The following is a 19,524-nucleotide window of genomic DNA, read 5'->3' on the forward strand; positions in this document are numbered from 1 at the left end:
GTCAGCTCTTGGCTGCGGCGGCCTTGGGCTTGGTGGCCTTGGCGGCAGCGGGGGCGGGCACCGTCTTGGCGTCGTCGGCGGCAGCGGCGGTCCCCGCGGCGTCGGCACCCGGCTCGGCGGCGGGCTCTTCCGGCCGGACCCCCACGCCCAGCTTCTCCTTGATCTTCTTCTCGATCTCGTTGGCCAGGTCGGGGTTGTCCTTGAGGAAGTTGCGCGCGTTCTCCTTGCCCTGGCCGAGCTGGTCACCCTCGTACGTGTACCAGGCGCCGGCCTTGCGGACGAAGCCGTGCTCCACGCCCATGTCGATCAGGCCGCCCTCGCGGCTGATTCCCTGGCCGTAGAGGATGTCGAACTCGGCCTGCTTGAAGGGCGGGGCGACCTTGTTCTTCACGACCTTGCAGCGGGTGCGGTTGCCGACCGCCTCCGTGCCGTCCTTCAGGGTCTCGATACGGCGGATGTCGATGCGCACGGAGGCGTAGAACTTCAGCGCCCGGCCACCGGTCGTGGTCTCCGGGGAGCCGAACATCACACCGATCTTCTCGCGGAGCTGGTTGATGAAGATGGCGGTGGTCTTGGACTGGTTGAGCGCACTGGTGATCTTCCGCAGCGCCTGGCTCATCAGACGGGCCTGCAGACCGACGTGGCTGTCGCCCATCTCGCCCTCGATCTCCGCGCGCGGGACGAGCGCGGCGACGGAGTCGATGACGATGAGGTCGAGGGCGCCGGAGCGGACCAGCATGTCCACGATCTCCAGTGCCTGCTCTCCGTTGTCCGGCTGGGAGAGGATCAGGTTGTCGATGTCGACGCCGAGCTTGCGTGCGTACTCGGGGTCGAGGGCGTGCTCGGCGTCCACGAAGGCGACCTGGCCGCCGGCCTTCTGGGCGTTCGCCACGGCGTGCAGGGTCAGGGTCGTCTTACCGGAGGACTCCGGTCCGTAGATCTCCACGACACGGCCGCGCGGCAGGCCGCCGACGCCGAGGGCGACGTCGAGTGCGGTCGACCCGGTCGGGATGACCTCGATGGGCTCCCTCGACCGCTCGCCCATGCGCATGACCGCGCCCTTGCCGAATTGCCGTTCAATCTGTGCGAGCGCGGCGTCGAGCGCCTTCTCGCGGTCGGTTCCTGCCATGGGTTCCACCCGGTTTGCTTGAGTCGATCGCTTCACGTCAAAGACGCTAACGCCTGGCACTGACAATGCGCCCCGACGCCGGCCCAGCCTGTGGACAACCGCGGGACCTTTCCCGACATACCGGGTCGAAATCCCCTACCGGAAGCCTTGCCTGAGTTTCTATAAGAATGGATGTTCGATTTTGGTGTCAAGCGCGCCACGCGGCCCCCGGGGCTGCCCCCCGATCGCTTCCCGGGCAGCCGGATGCCGCTACTCCCGGTGGCGTACCGAGGGTGTCTTCGACCGGACGACGACCGTGCGGACCGCCCCCGGGAGCCTTGGCCCATGAGGATTCCGAGGATTCCGAGGATTCCGGGGGTTCCGCGCACCGCCGACCGCGTATGTCACGTCACGGGGCTGCTGCTCGTCCTGGCCGGCCTGGCGCACCTGGTGGTGTTCGCCGTCGACGGCGGCCCCTGGGACGGTCCCGTCTCCTGGCGCAAGCCCGTCACGTTCGGGCTCTCCTTCGGAGTGACGCTGATCGCGATCACCTGGGTCACCTCGTACCTGCGGATCGGTGAGCGGCTGCGGACGGTCCTGCTGCTCGTCCTCGCCGCCGACTGCGTGGTGGAGGTGGGCGGCATCACGCTCCAGGCCTGGCGCCGGGTGCCCTCGCACCTGAACATGGAGTCGCCCCTGAACACGGCCGTGTCCATGACGCTCGCGGTGGGCGGCGGTGTCCTGGTGGTCCTGCTCACGTTCTTCGCCGTCGCGTCCTTCCGGCACCGGCCGACGGGCCCCGCGGGCATGCCGCTCGCGGTGCGCTCCGGGTTCGCGCTGCTGCTGGTGGCCCTGGCCTCGGGCGCCGCGATGATCGCGCGCGGTGTCGTCCTGACCCGGACCGGACACCAGGAGGCCGCCTACCACTCGACGGCTCCGCTCAAGCCGCTGCACGGCGTGAGCCTGCACGCGGTCCTCGTCCTCCCCCTGCTGGCCTGGCTGCTGTCCCGCACGCCGTGGAACGAGCGGACGCGCGGGCGGATCGTGACCGCCGCGACGGGCTGCTACGCGACGGCCGTCGCGGCGGCGGGCGTGTGGGCGGCGGCCACCTACTGACGCCGCCGCGCGCATCCGTGCGGGTACGTGCCGGGCCCCGCACCCCGGAGGGAGCGGCCGCTACGACGGCTCCTCGGTCCCGGGCCGGCCCGCCCACAGCCGGCGTACGCGCACGAGTACACCGGGGCTGCTCGACCTGCTGCCGCGGTGACCGAGGACCCGGGGGTCGTCCGTGACGTCGTACCGCTTCACGTACGCCCCGAGGAACGCCTGCAGGGTGGCCACCGCGGGAATGGCGATCAGCGCGCCGACGGCACCGAGCAGGGCGGTGCCCGCGATGACCGAGCCGAAGGCGACCGCCGGGTGGATGTCGACCGTTTTGGAGGTCAGCTTGGGCTGGAGCATGTAGTTCTCGAACTGCTGGTAGACCACGACGAAGACCAGCACCCACACCGCGTACCAGGGATTGACGGTGAACGCGATCAGCATGGGCAGCGCGCCCGCCAGGTACGTCCCGATGGTCGGGATGAACTGCGAGACCAGGCCGACCCACACGCCGAGCACGGGCGCGTACGGCACACCCAGCGCCTCCAGCAGGATGTAGTGCGCGACCCCGGAGATGAGCGCCATGAGGCCGCGCGAGTAGAGGTAGCCACCGGTCTTGTCGACGGCGATCTCCCAGGCGCGCAGCACCTCCGTCTGGCGTGCGGGCGGCAGGACGGAGCACAGGGCGCGGCGCAGCCGGGGCCCGTCGGCCGCGAAGTAGAACGAGAACAGCGCGACCGTCAGCAGCCGGAAGAGCCCGCCGAGCACCTGCGCGGATACGTCGAGCACGCCCGCCGCGCTGTTCTGCGCGTACTTGCGCAGCCAGTCGGAGTGGAGCAGGCCCTCCTGGACGTCCACCCGCCGGAGCTCGGTGTGGAAGGACTGGTTGATCCAGTTGATCAACGAGTCCAGGTAGTCCGGAAAGCCCTCGACCATCTTGATGATCTGTCCGGCGAGCATGGAGCCGAGCAGGGTGACGAACCCGGCGGTGACGACCGCCAGCCCGAAGAAGACCAGGAAGGTGGCGAGCCCCCGGCGCATGCCGCGGGCGGCCATCCGGCTCACCGCGGGCTCTATCGCCAGGGCCAGGAAGAACGCGATCAGGATGTTGATCAGCAGTGCGGTCAGCTGGTGGAAGGCCCAGCTGCCCAGCTGGAACGCCGCGATCAGCGCGAGCGCGAGCACCATGGCGCGTGGCAGCCAGCGTGGCATGCGCGCGGACGGGGCGACGGTGCCGGCGGCCGGGGGCCGGTCGGGCGGCGTCGCGCCGGTCGGATCTGCTTGCCGGGCGGGCGGCTGGATTTCCTCGTCAGTGGGTGCCACGCGCCCAGTCTCGCCGACTCCACCGACAACCGGCGCCCACCTGCGTCTTTCGTGACCGAGAAGTTCCGTTCGGTCGCGGCTGCCGTGGCCCGGACCAGGGCATTTCAGTCAGCTTTCGGCCGTGCGGCCGTCAGCGGCTATCCCCCGGCACGTTCATGACCGTACAGACCACGCGCCATACGTCCTTGGCGTCCCAGCCGGCGTCGAGCGCCTGGTTCACGGTGCGTCCACCCAGGTCCGACATGACGTGATCGCGCGCGAACGTGTCGGCGTACCCCGGACCGAAGTGCTCCGCCATCCGCTGCCAGAAGACCGTCAACCGCATGACACCAGTATCCCGCCCCTGAGAGTGGGCCCCGCCCGGGACCGCTTGCCGAGACCGCTTTCCGCCCTACGGTCTGACGCATGGCCGAATCAGGACCTACCCAATCCCCCGCCGCGCCCCCGACGCGTTCCCCGCTCTTCCGCGCCGAGCAGTTCGTGTGGCTCACCGCGCGCGTGCTGGAACAGCGTCTCTTCGCGTACCACTTCCTGCACGGCGCCCCGGACGCGGTGGAAACGGCACTGGACGCCTACCGCGACGAGGACGGCGGCTACGGGCACGCGCTGGAGCCCGATCTGCGCGGCCCGGTGAGCCAGCCTCTGCACACCGCCCACGCGCTGCGCGTGCTCGACGCCATCGGGCGCTGCGCGGGACAGCGGGTGGAGCGGGTGTGCCGCTATCTGACCTCCGTCTCCACGCCGGACGGCGCACTGCCGGCGGTCCGTCCCGGCCAGCGCGGATATCCGACGGCACCGTTCGTCCCGGTCGTCGACGATCCGCCCAGCGAGCTGCTGGCCACCGGCCCCGTCGTCGGGCTGCTGCATCGCAACGAGGTGTGGCACGCCTGGCTGTTCCGGGCCACCGACTTCTGCTGGCGGGCCGTCGAGTCCCTGGAGAAGTCCCATCCCTACGAGGTGGAGGCCGCCGTGGCCTTCCTGGACTCCGCGCCCGACCGCCCGCGCGCGGAGGCGGCCGCCGACCGGCTGGGCCGCCTGGTGCGGAAGCAGCGGCTCGCGGCGCTGGACCCGGACGATCTCGGCGCGTATCCGGTGGCGCCCGGGTACGCCCCGGGCGAGCACCACTTCCCGCACGACTTCGCGAAGAGCCCGGCGTCGCTCGCGCGCGCGTGGTTCACCGACGGCGAGATGGCCCGCTCGCTGGACCACCTGGCCGCCGAGCAGCGGGAGGACGGCGGCTGGCCCGTCCGCTGGCGCCAGTGGGCGGCCGCGCCCACGCTCGAGGCACGGCCCATGGTGACGATCGAGGCGCTGCGCACGCTCAGGGCGTACGGCCGCTTCGTGGGCTGAACAAACCCCTGCGCCGGTCGGCCCGGAGCCCCGCCCGGCCGAAAAGGTCCGCCCGGCCCCGCCCCGTGTGCCGGCCGCGCCCCGCCTCAGCCGCCGACGGCTCGCACGGCCGCCGTCACCAGCACGGCCGCCGCCACGACCAGCAGGAACGGCGCACGCAGCACCAGTGCCACGGCGGCCGCTCCGAGACCCGCCGCCCGCGCGTCCAGGACGAGCGCGTGCCCGTCGGCGAACGTCTGCTGGGCCGTGAGCGCGGCTAGGAGGGCCACCGGCAGCAGGGCGGCGAGCCGTCGTACGAAGGGCCGTTCCATGGCGCCCGCGGGCACGAGCAGCCCGGCGAGCTTGACGGCGTAGCAGCCGAGAACGGTCACGCCGATCGCCATCCAGACGTTCACCGGTTCTCCTCCACATCTTCGGGTCCTTCGGGTCCTGGGGATACGGCCGCCGCGGCCCGTCGCTCCGGCCCGCCGCGGCGCCCCTCGACGAACAGCGCGACCGGCGCCGCCAGCGCCGCCACCAGGACGGGCACGCCGGCCGGCAGGACGGGCAGCAGGGTGAGACCCAGCAGGACCGCGAGGCCCGCGACCGCACGTTCGGTGGTGGTCTTGAGCATCGGCGCGAGCAGCGCCAGGAACACTGCGGGCCCGGCCGCGTCCAGGCCCCACGCGCGCGTGTCGCCGATGGCCTTGGCGCCCAGCGCGCCGAGCAGCGTGGTGAGGTTCCACAGCACGTACAGGCTGAGCCCGGTGACGGTGAAGCCGATCCGGGCCGCACGCCGCGTCGGCTGGGCGAGGGTGACCGCGGTGGTCTCGTCGATCACCCACTGGGCGGCGAACGGCCGTACCGCGCGCGGAAGGGCGAGCACCTGCGACAGGCGCAGCCCGTAGAACGCGTTGCGCACCCCCAGGAAGAAGGCGCCGGCGGCGGCCGTGAACGGGTTCCCGCCGGCGGCGAGTGCTCCGACCAGGGCGAACTGCGAGGCGCCGGTGAAGACCAGGAGGCTGAGCGCGCAGGTCTGGAGGAGGCCGAGTCCGCTTCCCGCCGAGGTCACCCCGAAGGCGAATCCCGACAGGCCGACGGCCACGCCGACGCCGAGCGCGTCCCTGACGACGGACGCGTCCGGTTTCTCCGTGCTGTCGGCGGTCATGTCCGCCGTTGCTGTTTGCTCTGCCACGCCTCGCACGCTACGGGCGGACGTCAGCGCGGGTCTTGTACGTTCTTGCGCTCGCGCTGGTAGGCGCCCGGGGGCACGCCGACGATCCGCGCGAAGTGCCGGTTGAGGTGGGGCTGGTCGGTGAAGCCGACGGCGACGGCGGCCTCGGCCGGGACCGTCCCCGCGTCCAGCAGGAGCCGCGCGCGGCGCACCCGCGCGTCGGTCAGCCAGGTGTGCGGTGGCATGCCGTAGGCGTCGCGGAACGCCCGCAGCAGCGCGAACGGGCTCGTGCCGAAGTCGGCGGCTAGCTGTTCCAGGGTCGGCGGCTCGGCCATCCGCTCCTCCAGCACGGCACGCGCGCGTGCGGCGATGCGGGCTCCGGCGCTCGGTGTCCGCCGCTGGGGCCGCGGGCCACCGTTCAGCCGCAGCAGCCGCGTCACGGCGACCCGCAGCAGGGTGTCGGCGGCCAGTGCGTTGCCCTCGTCGGCGGCGCGGAGCACCTGGTGGACCAGGCGGACGGTGTACGGATCGTCGAGGACGGGGCTGACGAATCCCGGGCTGCCCTTCAGTGTGCTGGTCTCGGCGGCTATCGCGGAGACGACCTCGGGCGAGGGGTAGAGGGCGCCGTACCGCCAGCCCTCCGGGACGCCGGCCCGGCCGGTGTGCGGGGTGTCGGGGTTGACCAGCGCGAGGGCTCCGGCGCCGGCGGACACGTCGGAGCCGCCGTGGTGGAAGACCTCCATCCCGTCGGCGATGGCCGCGATCACGAAGTGCTCGTGGGTGTGGCGGACGAAGGTCTTGCTGACGTACCGGGCCCGGAGCAGGTCGACACCGGGCAGCTCCTCGTACCGCCAGTGCCGCGCCCGTTCCAGCGACCGCCCCGAGCCGGGCCGACCAGAGTCGGGGCGATGGGGACCGAGGCGATCCGAAGCGAGCCGATCCGAAACCGGCCGATCGGAACCGGGGCGATCCGACGCCGGTCGATCCGAGGCGGACCGGTCCGAACCGAGCCGGCCCCCGGTCGGCCGGTCCTCGCCCCGTCCACCTGTTCCCTCCATGCACTCATTCTCCGCCCCACCACCCGTGACCAGCCTCCGGCCCCGCCTCGGCGCACGACATCAGCCCAGGTCAGCGCGATTGTCAGTGACCGGGTGCAGGATGGGAGGCATGGTCAGCTCCGCACACCGAGCCCTCGACGGCTTCTCGCCCGCGACCCGCGGCTGGTTCACGGGGGCGTTCTCCGCGCCCACCGCGGCCCAGGCCGGCGCGTGGCAGGCCATCGGGGCGGGCTCGGACGTGCTGGTGGTCGCCCCGACCGGCTCCGGCAAGACGCTGGCCGCGTTCCTCGCCGCCCTGGACCAGCTGGCCTCCAGCCCGCCGCCGGCCGACCCGAAGAAGCGCTGCCGGGTGCTCTACGTGTCTCCGCTGAAGGCGCTGGCTGTCGACGTCGAGCGCAACCTGCGCAGCCCGCTGACCGGCATCCGTCAGGAGTCCGTGCGCCTGGGGCGGCCCGAGCCCGAGATCAGGGTCGGCATCCGCTCCGGCGACACCCCGGCCGCGGAGCGGCGCGCCCTGTCCACGCGCCCGCCGGACATCCTCATCACCACTCCCGAGTCGCTGTTCCTGATGCTGACCTCGGCGGCGCGGGACGCGCTGACCGGCGTGGAGACGGTGATCCTGGACGAGGTGCACGCGGTCGCGGGCACCAAGCGCGGCGCCCACCTCGCGCTCTCCCTGGAGCGGCTGGACGAGCTGCTGCCGAAGCCCGCCCGCCGGATCGGCCTGTCCGCGACCGTCCGCCCGGTGGACGAGATCGCCCGGTTCCTGTCGCCGCGCCGCAAGGTGGAGATCGTCCAGCCGGAGTCGGGCAAGGAGTTCGACCTCTCCGTGGTCGTCCCGGTCGAGGACATGGGCGAGCTGGGCGGCGCCCCGGCGGCGGACGCGGCCGAGGGCGGGGAACGGCCGTCGATCTGGCCGCACGTGGAGGAGCGGATCGCCGACCTGGTGCAGTCCCATCGCTCCACGATCGTCTTCGCCAACTCCCGGCGGCTGGCGGAGCGCTTGTGCAACCGGCTGAACGAGATCGCGTACGAGCGGGCGACCGGCGAGACCCTGGACGAGCACCACTCCCCCGCCGAGCTGATGGGCGGCTCCGGTGCCGCGGCGGGCGCGCCCCCGGTGATCGCCCGGGCGCACCACGGTTCGGTGTCCAAGGAGCAGCGCGCCCTGGTGGAGGAGGACCTGAAGGCGGGCCGGCTGCCCGCCGTGGTCGCCACGTCCAGCCTCGAGCTGGGCATCGACATGGGCGCCGTGGACCTCGTCGTCCAGGTGGAGTCCCCGCCCTCCGTCGCTTCCGGTCTGCAGCGCGTCGGCCGCGCGGGACACCAGGTCGGCGCCGTCTCCACGGGTGTCGTCTTCCCCAAGTACCGGGGCGACCTCGTGCAGTCCGCCGTCGTCACCGAACGGATGCGCACCGCTTCCATCGAGTCCCTGCGGGTGCCCGCGAACCCGCTGGACGTGCTCGCGCAGCAGCTGGTCGCGATGACGGCGCTGGACACCTGGCAGTTCGACGACCTGCTGGCCATGGTCCGCCGTGCGGCGCCCTTCGCCTCGCTGCCCGAGTCGGCGTTCACGGCGACCCTCGACATGCTCGCGGGCCGCTATCCGTCCGACGCGTTCGCGGAGCTGCGCCCGCGCGTGGTGTGGGACCGCGTGACCGGCGAGATCAACGGCCGCCCGGGCGCCCAGCGGCTGGCCGTCACCTCCGGCGGCACGATTCCCGACCGCGGCCTGTTCGGGGTCTTCCTCGCCGGTTCCGACCCGAAGAAGGGCGGCGGCCGGGTCGGCGAACTCGACGAGGAGATGGTCTACGAGTCCCGGGTGGGGGACGTCTTCACGCTGGGCACGAGTTCCTGGCGGATCGAGGACATCACCCGCGACCGGGTCCTGGTCTCCCCCGCGCCGGGTGTGCCGGGCCGGCTGCCGTTCTGGAAGGGCGACCAGCTCGGCCGCCCGCTGGAGCTGGGCCGGGCGGTGGGAGCGTTCCTGCGCGAGGTCGGCTCGCTCTCCAAGGACGACGCCCGGCTGCGTCTGCTCACGGCGGGTCTGGACGCCTGGGCGGCGGACAACGTGCTGTCGTACCTGGACGAGCAGCGCGAGGCCTGCGGTCATGTCCCGGACGACCGGACCATCGTCGTGGAGCGCTTCCGGGACGAGCTGGGCGACTGGCGGGTGGTGGTCCACTCCCCCTTCGGTGCTCAGGTCCACGCCCCGTGGGCGCTCGCCCTGGGCGCCCGTCTGTCCGAGCGGTATGGCATGGACGCGCAGGTCATGCACGCCGACGACGGAATCGTGCTGCGCCTGCCCGACGCCGACCTGATGGGCCTCGACCTGCTCGACCAGGAGCCAATGAAGGCGGGCACCGAGTACGACAGCGAGCAGGCGCCCATCGGGGCGGCGGACGTCCTCTTCGAGAAGGGCGAGGTCGACCAGATCGTCACCGACCAGGTCGGTGGCTCGGCCCTGTTCGCCTCCCGGTTCCGCGAGTGCGCGGCGCGTGCGCTCCTGCTGCCACGCCGCAATCCCGGCAAGCGCACCCCGCTGTGGCAGCAGCGTCAGCGGGCGGCGCAGCTGCTCCAGGTGGCGAGCGAGTTCGGGTCGTTCCCGATCGTCCTGGAAGCGATCCGCGAATGCCTCCAGGACGTCTTCGACGTCCCCGGGCTCGTGGAGCTGATGGGCGACATCGAGTCCCGCAAGGTCCGCCTGGTCGAGGTCACCACCCCCGAGCCGTCCCCGTTCGCCCGTTCCCTCCTCTTCGGGTACGTCGCCCAGTTCCTGTACGAGGGCGACTCCCCGCTCGCCGAGCGCCGTGCCGCCGCGCTCTCGCTGGACTCCCGGCTGCTGGCCGAACTCCTCGGCCAGGCCGAGCTGCGTGAACTGCTCGACGCGGAGGTGCTGACCGAGCTGGAGCGCGAACTCCAGTGGCTGACGGAGGACCGCCGGGTCAAGGACGTGGAAGGGGTGGCCGACGTGCTGCGGCTGCTCGGCCCTCTGACCGATGCCGAGCTGGCCGAGCGGGGCGCGGATCCGCAGTGGGCGCGGGAGCTGGCCGGTGCCCGCCGGGCCATCAAGGTCCGTATCGCCGGTGCCGACCACTGGGCGGCGGTCGAGGACGCGGGCCGGCTGCGCGACGCGCTCGGCACGGCGCTGCCGGTCGGTGTCCCCGAGGCGTTCACCGAGCCGGTCAAGGACCCGCTGGGCGACCTCCTCGCCCGCTATGCCCGCACCCACGGCCCGTTCACCTCGGCCACCGCGGCCGCCCGCTTCGGTCTCGGGGTCGCCGTCACCGAGGGCGCTCTGCAGCGGCTCGCGGCGAGCGGCCGGGCCGTCCAGGGCGAGTTCCACCCGGCGGGCATCGGCCAGGAATGGTGCGACACGGCCGTGTTGCGCCGTCTGCGCCGCCGTTCCCTGGCGGCGCTACGGCACGAACTGGAGCCGGTGCCGCCGGCCGCGCTCGCGCAGTTCCTGCCGCAGTGGCAGCACATCGGCAAGGGCCACGGTGTGCGCGGTGTCGACGGACTGGTGCGCGCCATCGAGCAGTTGCAGGGCGCCTCGGTGCCCGCCTCCGCGCTGGAGAAGCTGGTCCTGCCCTCCCGTGTGGCGAACTACACCCCCGCGATGCTGGACGAGCTGACGGCCGCGGGCGAGGTGATCTGGGCCGGCGCGGGTTCCCTGCCCGGCAAGGACGGCTGGGTCTCCCTCTATCTGGCCGACGCGGCTCCGCTGCTGCTCCCGCCACCGCACCCGCTGGAGCTGACCGCGCTGCACCAGTCGGTCCTCGACGCCCTGTCCGGCGGCTACGGACTGTTCTTCCGTCAGATCGCCGACCAGGTACGCGCCACCACCCATCCCGACGCCACCGACCCCCAACTGGCCGACGCCCTGTGGGACCTGGCCTGGTCGGGACGGCTCACCAACGACACGCTGGCGCCGATGCGCTCCCTGCTGGGCTCGGGACGCACGGCGGGCTCGACCGCCCACCGCGCCAAGCGCAGCGTCCCGCGCGGCCGCTACGGCTCCCTGACCGCCGCCGCCCGCACCGCCTCCCGTACCGGCCCGCCGACCGTCGCCGGCCGCTGGTCCCTGCTCCCCGCCGCGGAACCGGATGCCACCGTGCGCGCACACGCGCTGGCCCGTCTCCTCCTCGACCGGCACGGGGTGGTCACTCGTGGTGCGGTCGCCGCGGAGGGCGTCGAGGGCGGTTTCTCGGCCGTGTACCGCGTGCTGTCCGTCTTCGAGGAGAGCGGCCAGGCACGGCGCGGTTACGTGGTCGAGGGTCTGGGCGCGGCCCAGTTCGCCATGGACGGAGCGGTGGACCGCCTGCGGGCCGTGTCCAACGCCCGCGAGAGGGGCGAGACCCTGCCCGCCCCGGCCACCGCGAACGGCTTCGCGCTGCCGGGCCTTCCGGACGGCTTCACCGGTCCGGGCTCCGCGAGCGGGTTCCTGGACGCGAGCGGTGCGGACACCGACGGCGCCCCGCACGGTCACCCGTCCGAAGCTGCCTTCGACGGCGCCGACGGGGGGTTCGCGCACCCCGGTCTCGACGGTGACTTCTCCTGGCCGCCGGCGGACCGGCCCACCGCCCGCGACGAGTACGTGTCACCCCGGGATCTCGCCGACCCCTTCGCCTCCCCCGGCTACGGCGGTCCCCGAGGCGGCGGCCCCACCGGCTACGGCTCGGCCGGGAGCCGGAGTCACGGCAACAGCCGTCCGTCCGCGCCCGATCCCCGGGCCGTGGTCCTCGCGGCGGCCGACCCGGCGAACGCCTACGGCGCGGCCCTGCCCTGGCCGGAGGCGCCGACCGGAGCCGGACACAAGGCCGGCCGCAAGGCGGGCTCACTGGTCGTGCTGGTGGAGGGTGAGCTGACGCTGTACATGGAGCGCGGCGGCAAGACACTGCTGGCCTGGCCCGCCGACCCGGACACCGCCGCCACGGACGACCCCCGCCTGCGCACGGCCGCCGAGGCCCTGGCCGTCGCCGCCCGGGCCGGCTCCCTCGGCACCGTCACGGTCGAGCGGATCAACGGCGCCCAGGCGCTGACCTCCCCCGTGGGCCCCCTGCTGGAGGCCGCCGGGTTCGTGGCGACCCCGCGCGGCCTGCGCCTGCGCGCGTGACCGGCACCGGGCGCCCCGCCCGCCCCACCGTGGCACCCTTGACGCATGCCCGAAGGTGACACGGTCTGGCAGGCCGCGAAGCGGCTGCACGACGCCCTCGCCGGCCAGGCGCTGACCCGCAGCGACTTCCGGGTGCCGAAGTACGCGACGGTCGATCTCACCGGCCGCAGGGTGCTCGACACGATCCCGCGCGGGAAGCACCTGCTCACCCGGTTCGAGGGCGGCCTGACCCTGCACACCCACCTGCGCATGGAGGGGGCGTGGAAGGTGTTCGGCGCGGGCGAGCGCTGGCGGGGCGGACCGGCGTACCAGATCCGGCTGATCCTGGGCACCGCCGACCGCACGGCCGTGGGTTACCGCCTGCCGGTGCTGGAGCTGCTGCGCACGACCGAGGAGGAACAGGTCGTCGGCCATCTCGGGCCCGATCTGCTGGGTCCGGACTGGGACCCCGAGCGGGCCCGGGCCAACCTCCTCGCGGACCCGGCCCGGCAGCTCGGCGAGGCTCTCCTGGACCAGCGCAATCTGGCCGGGATCGGCAACGTGTACAAGAGCGAGCTGTGTTTCCTGCTCGGCGTGACCCCGTGGCTGCCGGTCGGAGCGCTTCCGGCGGACCGCCTCGAGAAGCTGCCCGCCCTCGCCCAGCGGTTGCTGGAGATGAACCGCGAACGCCCGGTCCGGCAGACCACGGGCCTGCACCGGTACGACCTGTTCGTCTACGGCCGCGCACCCCGCCCCTGCCTGCGCTGCCGCACCCCCGTCCGCGTGGCCGACCAGGGCGACGGCACCCAGGACCGCCCCACCTACTGGTGCCCCACCTGCCAGGCGGGCCCCGCACCCGGCCCGGGAGCGCCCCAGCGCTGGCGGGACCGCTACCCCCGCCGCACGGGCTGACCGCCCACCCCGCCCGGCCCCGGCGCCCCGACACTCGAAGCCAACGGCTCGCGGCCGTCGACGCCCGCGGTCACCTGGCCGTTCAAGCACACTCCCGCTCGGCGCCCCTCGACCCGCGAGCGTTCATCCCCCACCCGCATACCAATTGACGATCCGTCAGAAATGCTCGTACGGTCCCCCCATGGCTCTCACGGCGTACGACCTCAGCGGGCGCACCGCGTTCGTCACCGGGGCCGCCGGCGGTATCGGCCGGGCCTCCGCCGTCCTGCTCGCCGAGGCGGGCGCGACCGTGCACTGCGCCGACCGCGACCCGGACGGCCTGCACGGCACGGCGGCGCTGATCAAGGACCGCGGCGGCACGGCCCACCCGCACGTCCTCGACGTCACCGACCGGGCCCGGCTCGCCGAGGCCGTCCGGTCCTGCGGACGCCTCGACGTGCTGGCGGCGATCGCCGGCATCATGCACAGCAGCCCGGTCCTCGACACCCGGGACGAGGACCTCGACCGGGTGCTGAACGTCAACTTCAAGGGCGTGCTGTACGCCTGCCAGGAGGCGGCCCGGCTGATGCTCGCCAGGGGCACCGGGGGAAGCATCGTCACGATGGCGTCCGGCGCGGTCGACACGGGCGGTGCCGGTCTGCTCTGCTACGGCGCGGCGAAGGCGGCCGTGGTACAGCTGACGAAAACGCTGGCCACCGAGGTGGGCCCGCACGGGATCCGGGTCAACGCGATCGCGCCGGGCTGGGTCCGCACTCCCATGACCGACCGCCACGACCGCGAGGCGCAGGCGCACACCGAGACCGTGATGGCCCGCATGGCACCGCTCGGCCGGGTCGGCGAACCGGACGACATCGCGCACGCGGTGCTGTACCTGGCCTCGGACGCGTCGGCCTTCACGACGGGTCAGATACTTCGCCCGAACGGGGGTGTGGCGATGCCCTGGTGACGTCCCCCACCCGCCAGGCCGCACCCCAGCGTCCCTTCGACACCGCCCCGGAGGCTCGTCCCATGGGCGCGCAGTGCACCGGGAGGACGCTCAGCCCCCAGCCGCCGGCCACGACGGCTCCTTCCAGCACACCCGAGTCCTCTCCAAGGGCGAGCCGCAGCACGGCCCACCACCACGCCGCGCCGAGCCCGAGGGCGACCCCCCAGCGCACCGCCCGCACTCGCCCCACCATGCCGCCACCACCTCCAGCCGGACGCTAGACCGCCGCCTGCCCCGGGTGGGAGGCGCATCACGGGGCTCATCGGTGCAACGCCGGACCACACGCCGTCGGCGCGCGGCGACGAGTCGGCGAGCGGGCGACGAGCCCCGGCCCGCTCGCCTACGCGTGCTCCGCCTGGAACATCCAGTGGTGCTTCTCGAGGTCCGCCGTGATCCCGATGAAGATGTCCTGCGACACTGGGTCCGCCTCGCCGGTGCCGTTCACCCGTTCCCGCATCCGGGTGATGACCGCGCCGAGCGCGTCCACCATCGACCCGACCGCGTCCCCGTCCTTGATCCAGCCGGCCGGCGTGGCCCCGATGCCGCTGCCGGAGGCCACCGTGGCGGCACGACCGTCGGGCGGGACGCCCAGCGCGGAGGCACGCTCGGCCACCGTGTCGGAATGGACGCGCGCCGAGTCGACGACCTCGTCGAGCTGGAGGTGGATGGACCGGAAGCGCGGGCCGACGACGTTCCAGTGGATCTGCTTGGCGACGAGCGCCAGGTCCACCAGGTCGACGAGAGCGCCCTGCAGCGCCTGGGAAACGGTCTTGAGGTCCGCGTCGGCCAGCGGGCTCTTCACGACGTACATGCCACTTCCTCCGGTGCTCGGGCGGGCTCACGTCCCTCCACGATGACCGCAGCACCCGGCACCGGCAACGCGAAAGCCCCGGCGGGCTTTCCAGGTTCACCTGGGGAAACCGGCCGGGGCCTCACTCGTATCGGGTTGCTGAGCCGCGCACGCGAAGTTCACGCGGCGACGACATCGACCGCCTCGGCGGGCGCCTTGATGGTCACCCGTTCCGGTTTCACACCGGTCACCGACACGGTACCCAGCATCGGACGGACCGACGTGGGCACGGACTCGGTGGCCGCGGCGGACCGCGCCAGTTCGGCGAGCGCCAGCTCGTCGCTCACTTCCCGCATGAGTTCCGACATCCGTACGTCCAGCGCGTCGCAGATGGCGGAGAGCAGTTCGGAGGACGCCTCCTTCTGCCCCCGCTCCACCTCGGAGAGATAGCCGAGTGAGACTCGGGCGGACGAGGAGACTTCGCGCAGAGTACGGCCCTGGCGTTGGCGCTGCCGACGCAGCACGTCACCCAGCAGGCGACGGAGCAGAATCATCGGTGGCTCCCTCCTCGGACCGCGTAGCCGCATCCTTCACGCCCCACCGTACCGCCTTGCGCCGCGGCCGTGCGGGGAGCGATGTCGTGTTCACTCAGGGCTGCAAACATCAAAACCCCCCGTTCCGTTCCGTATCCTGTGCCCGCTCATTCCCGGTCTGTTCGCCCGCAAGCCGCTCCAGGAGCTCTGCGAGTACGCTCCGTACACTCTCCATACGAATTTCCGCACGGCTGCCGTTCAACCGCAGGGCCTCGACTTTTCCGCCACCGGCGCAACCGGGACGGGCGGTCAGGGGCCCGTCGACGGCCACGAAGACCGTCCCGACGGGCTGTCCGTCCTGCGGATCGGGGCCGGCGACTCCGGTCGTCGCGATGCCCCAGTCGGCCCCCAGGGCCTTGCGCACGCCTGCCGCCATCTGGCCCGCGACCTGCGGATCCACGGCTCCGCGCTGCGCCAGCAGAACGGGGTCGACGCCCAGCAACTCGTGCTTGAGCCCGGTGGCGTAGGCGGTGACCGAGCCCCGGAAGACCTTGGAGGCCCCGGGCACGCTCGTGATCTCCGCCGCTACCAGGCCACCCGTGAGCGACTCCGCGACGGCGAGGGTCTCGCCCCTCACTGTCAGTAGTCGCACCACTTCGGTGGCCTGTGCAGTCACGCTTCCGTCTCCTCCAACGCCGCCGCGCGCTCGGCCATTCCCTGCCGGCGCAGGACAATGGCTTGTCTTACGTAGTCGAGGCCGGTGACGACGGTGAGGACGACCGCCGCGGCCATCACCCAGAACCTGAGGGTGGCCAGCCAGCCCGTCAGCGCCAGGACGTACATTCCGACAGCCACGCCCTGGGTGAGCGTCTTGATCTTGCCCCCGCGGCTGGCGGGAATCACGCCGTAGCGGATGACGAGGAAGCGCAGCAGCGTGATGCCGAGTTCCCGGCCGAGGATCACGGCCGTGACCCACCACGGCAGGTCGCCGAGGCCGGAGAGACAGATGAGCGCCGCCCCCATGATCGCCTTGTCGGCGATGGGGTCGGCGATCTTCCCGAAGTCGGTGACCAGGTTGTAGGTGCGCGCCAGGTGCCCGTCGAACAGGTCGGTGATCATGGCGATGGCGAAGGCCGCCCAGGCCAGCGAGCGCCAGGCCGGGTCGTAGCCGCCGTCGGCCAGCATCAGCGCCACGAAACCGGGGACCAGGAGCAGCCGGAGCATGGTCAGCAGATTGGCGACGTTCCAGACACTCGCCTGGTTGACGGCCGCTGCCGCGATCTTCGCACCGCGCGCGGGCCGGCCGCCGCTCTCCGCGCCGGCGCCCGCACCCCCGGCGTCCGTGCCACGGCCGTCGGGGCCGGTGACGGAAGCGGGGGCGGACCCGGGGACCGCGCCGGCGGCACCATGGGCAGATGGGGAGACCTCGGAGACGACGCCCTCGGCGGCGGAACCCCGCGCGCCGTGCGCGCCGGAGGAGCCGCCCGCGGCGGATGCCGGGACTCCGGTCATCTGCCCGCCTCCTCGGTACACACGAGCGAGCCGGTCAGCGGCTCGGCCACCAGATCGACACCTTCCGTGCCGACCACCTTCGCCTCGACCATACGTCCGACGCTCAGGCCTTCGCCGCTCGTGAGCAGCACCTGGCCGTCCGTCTCGGGGGCCTGGTGCTCGGCACGGCCGTACACGCCCTCCTCGTCGTCCACCGACTCGACCAGCACGTGCACCGTCTGGCCGACGCGCTCCTCGGCGCGCTGCGAGACGAGTTCCTCGGCCAGCCGGGAGATGTGCGCCAGACGCTCGGTGACGACGTCCTCGTCCAGCTTGTTCTCGTAGGTGGCGGCCTCCGTGCCCTCCTCGTCGGAGTACCCGAAGACACCGATGGCGTCCAGGCGGGCGCCGTTCAGGAAGCGCTCCAGCTCGGCGAGGTCGGACTCGCTCTCGCCGGGGAAGCCGACGATGAAGTTGGAGCGCACACCGGCCTCGGGGGCCTTGCTCCGGATGGTGTCGAGCAGCTCCAGGAAGCGGTCGGTGTCGCCGAAGCGGCGCATAGCGCGCAGCACGTCGGGAGCGGAGTGCTGGAAGGACAGGTCGAAGTACGGCACGACCTTGGGCGTCGAGGTCAGTACGTCGATCAGCCCGGGGCGCATCTCGGCCGGCTGGAGGTAGCTGACCCGCACCCGCTCGATGCCGTCGACGTCCGCCAGGTTGGGCAGCAGGGACTCCAGCAGGCGGATGTCGCCCAGGTCCTTGCCGTAGGAGGTGTTGTTCTCGGAGACCAGCATGATCTCCTTCACACCCTGCTCGGCCAGCCAGCGGGTCTCGTTCAGCACGTCGCTGGGGCGGCGGGAGATGAAGGAGCCGCGGAAGGACGGGATGGCGCAGAAGGAGCAGCGCCGGTCGCAGCCGGAGGCGAGCTTCACCGAGGCGACCGGGGAACCGTCCAGGCGGCGGCGCAGCGGGGCGCGGGGGCCCGAGGCGGGCGCCACGCCCTCCGGGAGGTCGGTGGGGCCGTGGCCGGGCAGCGCGACGGCGGCGGCCGATTCCTGCCGCTCGGCAGGGCTGATCGGCAGCAGCTTGCGGCGGTCGCGCGGGGTGTGGGCGGCGTGGATGCCGCCGGACAGGATGGTCTGCAGGCGGTCGGAGATGTCCGCGTAGTCGTCGAAGCCGAGCACGCCGTCGGCCTCGGGCAGCGCCTGGGCCAGTTCCTTGCCGTACCGCTCGGCCATGCAGCCCACCGCCACGACGGCCTGGGTTCTGCCGTGGTCCTTGAGGTCGTTGGCCTCCAGCAGGGCGTCGACGGAGTCCTTCTTCGCGGCTTCCACGAAGCCACAGGTGTTGACCACGGCGACGTCGGCGTCCGCGGCGTCCTCGACGAGCTGCCAGCCGTCCGCCTCCAAACGGCCTGCGAGCTCCTCGGAATCCACCTCGTTACGAGCGCAGCCGAGAGTGACGAGTGCGACGGTACGGCGTTCAGGCATGGGCTCAAGACTACTTTGTCTCACGGACAGCCCACGTCGACGGGGTTGGCCGATCTTGGCCGACCCCGTCACACCGGCTCCCCCAAGGCCTTATCCGACCTCGGGGTCGCCCTTGGTGTACGTGAGGCGCTCCACGGCGCCCGGCCGGAAGTCGTCCTCGATCTTCTTGCCGTTGACGTAGAGCTGGATGGCGCCGGCGTCACCGAGGATCAGGTTGATCTTGGTGCTGTCCTGGAAGGTCTTGGACTCGCCCTTCTTCAGCAGTCCGTCGAAGAGCATCCGGCCGTTGTGGTCCTTGGCCGAGATCCAGCTCCGCCCGTTCGGCGCGCTGACCTGGACGGTCACCTTGTCCTGGGGGGCCGCGGCGATGGCGCTGTCGGAGGGCTCGCCGCTCGGCGCGGCGGGCTTCTCCTTCTTGGGCCTGGGCTTGGCGGACTTGCTGACGGAGGGCTTGGTGCCGTCGGCGACCTGCGACTTCGCGTCGCTGCCGTCGCCACCGCCCTTGAACGCGGTGAACCCGACGAAGCCGATCACGACGACGATCGCGGCGACCATGGCCGCGGTCCAGTTCGGTCCGCGACGCTCGGGACGGATCCGCTCCGCCTCGAACAGGGGTGCGGCCGGGGTGGGTGCGGGACGGCCGCCGTGCTCGGCGTCGAACTGGGCGATCAACGGCTCGGGATCGAGGTGGACGGCCCTGGCCAGCGTGCGGAGGTGCCCACGGGCGTACACGTCGCCGCCGCAGGGCGCGAAGTCGTCCGCTTCGATGGCGTGCACGATGGCGATACGGACACGAGTGGCGCTGCTGACTTCGTCCACGGTGAGCCCGGCCGCGATCCGCGCCTGCTGGAGGGCACGGCCCACGGAGATTCGGGGTTCCCGGGACTCGTCGTGGAAGGGACGCTCGTCTTCAGGGGAGTTGCCGAGGGACACGGGGGCGCCTTTCGAGCGTGTAGCCACCTGTGCTGGAAGCTCAGTCTAGGGGGGGTACGAAAGGGTGGGGCAACCGGGCGGTCTGACTTTGTACGCCATCGGAATGGCCGGACATTCCGCTGGCTGGACAGGCAGGTACCCCGGGTTGAGACCCTTACCGGTCCTCTCGCTCAACTTGACGTACGACAAAGGGAAACGGTTG

At 72.4% G+C, this 19,524-nt stretch carries 17 protein-coding genes; 5 read left to right on the plus strand and 12 right to left on the minus strand.

Annotated elements, in window-relative coordinates:
- Window position 1: 1 nt before the first annotated feature.
- A complete protein-coding gene (recA, locus tag BLW57_RS11495) occupies window positions 2-1,129 on the minus strand; it encodes a recombinase RecA (protein WP_093474180.1) in 1,128 nt (375 codons plus the stop codon).
- A gap of 324 nt (window positions 1,130-1,453) precedes the next feature.
- Between recA and BLW57_RS11500 the strand changes: the two genes are divergently transcribed.
- Window positions 1,454-2,224, plus strand: a complete 771-nt coding sequence (locus BLW57_RS11500; RefSeq protein WP_093474181.1) for a hypothetical protein — start codon at window positions 1,454-1,456, stop codon at window positions 2,222-2,224.
- A gap of 60 nt (window positions 2,225-2,284) precedes the next feature.
- Here BLW57_RS11500 and BLW57_RS11505 read toward each other — a convergent pair whose 3' ends face one another.
- Together BLW57_RS11505 and BLW57_RS11510 are read right to left on the minus strand one after the other, a co-directional pair.
- Entirely contained in the window at window positions 2,285-3,532 is a 1,248-nt protein-coding gene (locus BLW57_RS11505; RefSeq protein ID WP_093474183.1) for an AI-2E family transporter, read from the minus strand.
- Window positions 3,533-3,662: 130 nt separating this feature from the next.
- Window positions 3,663-3,857, minus strand: coding sequence for a DUF3046 domain-containing protein (locus BLW57_RS11510; protein WP_093474184.1), 195 nt, complete (start codon window positions 3,855-3,857; stop codon window positions 3,663-3,665).
- 80 nt (window positions 3,858-3,937) lie between these two features.
- Here BLW57_RS11510 and BLW57_RS11515 point away from each other — a divergent pair, with 80 nt between their 5' ends.
- Window positions 3,938-4,882: a hypothetical protein gene (locus BLW57_RS11515; RefSeq protein WP_176985550.1), complete on the plus strand. Its 945-nt coding sequence runs from the start codon at window positions 3,938-3,940 to the stop codon at window positions 4,880-4,882.
- An 86-nt stretch (window positions 4,883-4,968) separates the two neighbouring features.
- Here the strand turns inward: BLW57_RS11515 and BLW57_RS11520 are convergent, their stop codons facing one another.
- The 3 genes from BLW57_RS11520 to BLW57_RS11530 are packed head-to-tail and all read right to left on the minus strand — an operon-like array spanning window position 4,969 to window position 6,907.
- On the minus strand, window positions 4,969-5,277 hold the full coding sequence (locus BLW57_RS11520) for an AzlD domain-containing protein (RefSeq protein WP_093474187.1): 309 nt from the start codon (window positions 5,275-5,277) through the stop codon (window positions 4,969-4,971).
- Window positions 5,274-6,056 carry an AzlC family ABC transporter permease gene (locus BLW57_RS11525; RefSeq protein ID WP_371127788.1) on the minus strand — a complete coding sequence of 261 codons (783 nt, stop codon included), beginning with the start codon at window positions 6,054-6,056 and terminating at the stop codon, window positions 5,274-5,276. The genes BLW57_RS11520 and BLW57_RS11525 overlap by 4 nt, the downstream gene beginning before the upstream one ends.
- Window positions 6,057-6,079: 23 nt before the next feature.
- Window positions 6,080-6,907 carry an AraC family transcriptional regulator gene (locus BLW57_RS11530; protein WP_093480659.1) on the minus strand — a complete coding sequence of 276 codons (828 nt, stop codon included), beginning with the start codon at window positions 6,905-6,907 and terminating at the stop codon, window positions 6,080-6,082.
- 295 nt (window positions 6,908-7,202) lie between these two features.
- Here BLW57_RS11530 and BLW57_RS11535 point away from each other — a divergent pair, with 295 nt between their 5' ends.
- The 3 genes from BLW57_RS11535 (at window position 7,203) to BLW57_RS11545 (ending at window position 14,046) form a co-directional block, all read left to right on the plus strand.
- Window positions 7,203-12,209, plus strand: coding sequence for an ATP-dependent helicase (locus BLW57_RS11535; protein ID WP_093474190.1), 5,007 nt, complete (start codon window positions 7,203-7,205; stop codon window positions 12,207-12,209).
- A gap of 45 nt (window positions 12,210-12,254) precedes the next feature.
- Window positions 12,255-13,100: an Fpg/Nei family DNA glycosylase gene (locus BLW57_RS11540; RefSeq protein WP_093474192.1), complete on the plus strand. Its 846-nt coding sequence runs from the start codon at window positions 12,255-12,257 to the stop codon at window positions 13,098-13,100.
- Window positions 13,101-13,281: 181 nt separating this feature from the next.
- Window positions 13,282-14,046, plus strand: coding sequence for an SDR family NAD(P)-dependent oxidoreductase (locus BLW57_RS11545; RefSeq protein WP_093474193.1), 765 nt, complete (start codon window positions 13,282-13,284; stop codon window positions 14,044-14,046).
- 379 nt (window positions 14,047-14,425) lie between these two features.
- Here BLW57_RS11545 and BLW57_RS11555 read toward each other — a convergent pair whose 3' ends face one another.
- The 6 genes from BLW57_RS11555 to BLW57_RS11580 form a co-directional block, all read right to left on the minus strand.
- Window positions 14,426-14,896 carry a Dps family protein gene (locus BLW57_RS11555; protein ID WP_093474196.1) on the minus strand — a complete coding sequence of 157 codons (471 nt, stop codon included), beginning with the start codon at window positions 14,894-14,896 and terminating at the stop codon, window positions 14,426-14,428.
- Window positions 14,897-15,054: 158 nt separating this feature from the next.
- Window positions 15,055-15,429: a helix-turn-helix domain-containing protein gene (locus BLW57_RS11560; RefSeq protein WP_093474198.1), complete on the minus strand. Its 375-nt coding sequence runs from the start codon at window positions 15,427-15,429 to the stop codon at window positions 15,055-15,057.
- A gap of 109 nt (window positions 15,430-15,538) precedes the next feature.
- Window positions 15,539-16,084 carry a CinA family protein gene (locus tag BLW57_RS11565; RefSeq protein WP_093474199.1) on the minus strand — a complete coding sequence of 182 codons (546 nt, stop codon included), beginning with the start codon at window positions 16,082-16,084 and terminating at the stop codon, window positions 15,539-15,541.
- Entirely contained in the window at window positions 16,081-16,920 is an 840-nt protein-coding gene (gene pgsA / locus BLW57_RS11570; protein ID WP_093474201.1) for a CDP-diacylglycerol--glycerol-3-phosphate 3-phosphatidyltransferase, read from the minus strand. The genes BLW57_RS11565 and pgsA overlap by 4 nt, the downstream gene beginning before the upstream one ends.
- Entirely contained in the window at window positions 16,917-18,389 is a 1,473-nt protein-coding gene (gene rimO / locus BLW57_RS11575; protein ID WP_093474202.1) for a 30S ribosomal protein S12 methylthiotransferase RimO, read from the minus strand. Before rimO ends, pgsA begins: the two co-directional genes overlap by 4 nt.
- Window positions 18,390-18,479: 90 nt before the next feature.
- Window positions 18,480-19,322, minus strand: a complete 843-nt coding sequence (locus BLW57_RS11580) for a helix-turn-helix domain-containing protein (RefSeq protein ID WP_093474204.1) — start codon at window positions 19,320-19,322, stop codon at window positions 18,480-18,482.
- Window positions 19,323-19,524: the final 202 nt, after the last annotated feature.

The organism is Streptomyces sp. 1222.5 (assembly GCF_900105245.1).
Classification (GTDB): Bacteria; Actinomycetota; Actinomycetes; order Streptomycetales; family Streptomycetaceae; genus Streptomyces; species Streptomyces albidocamelliae.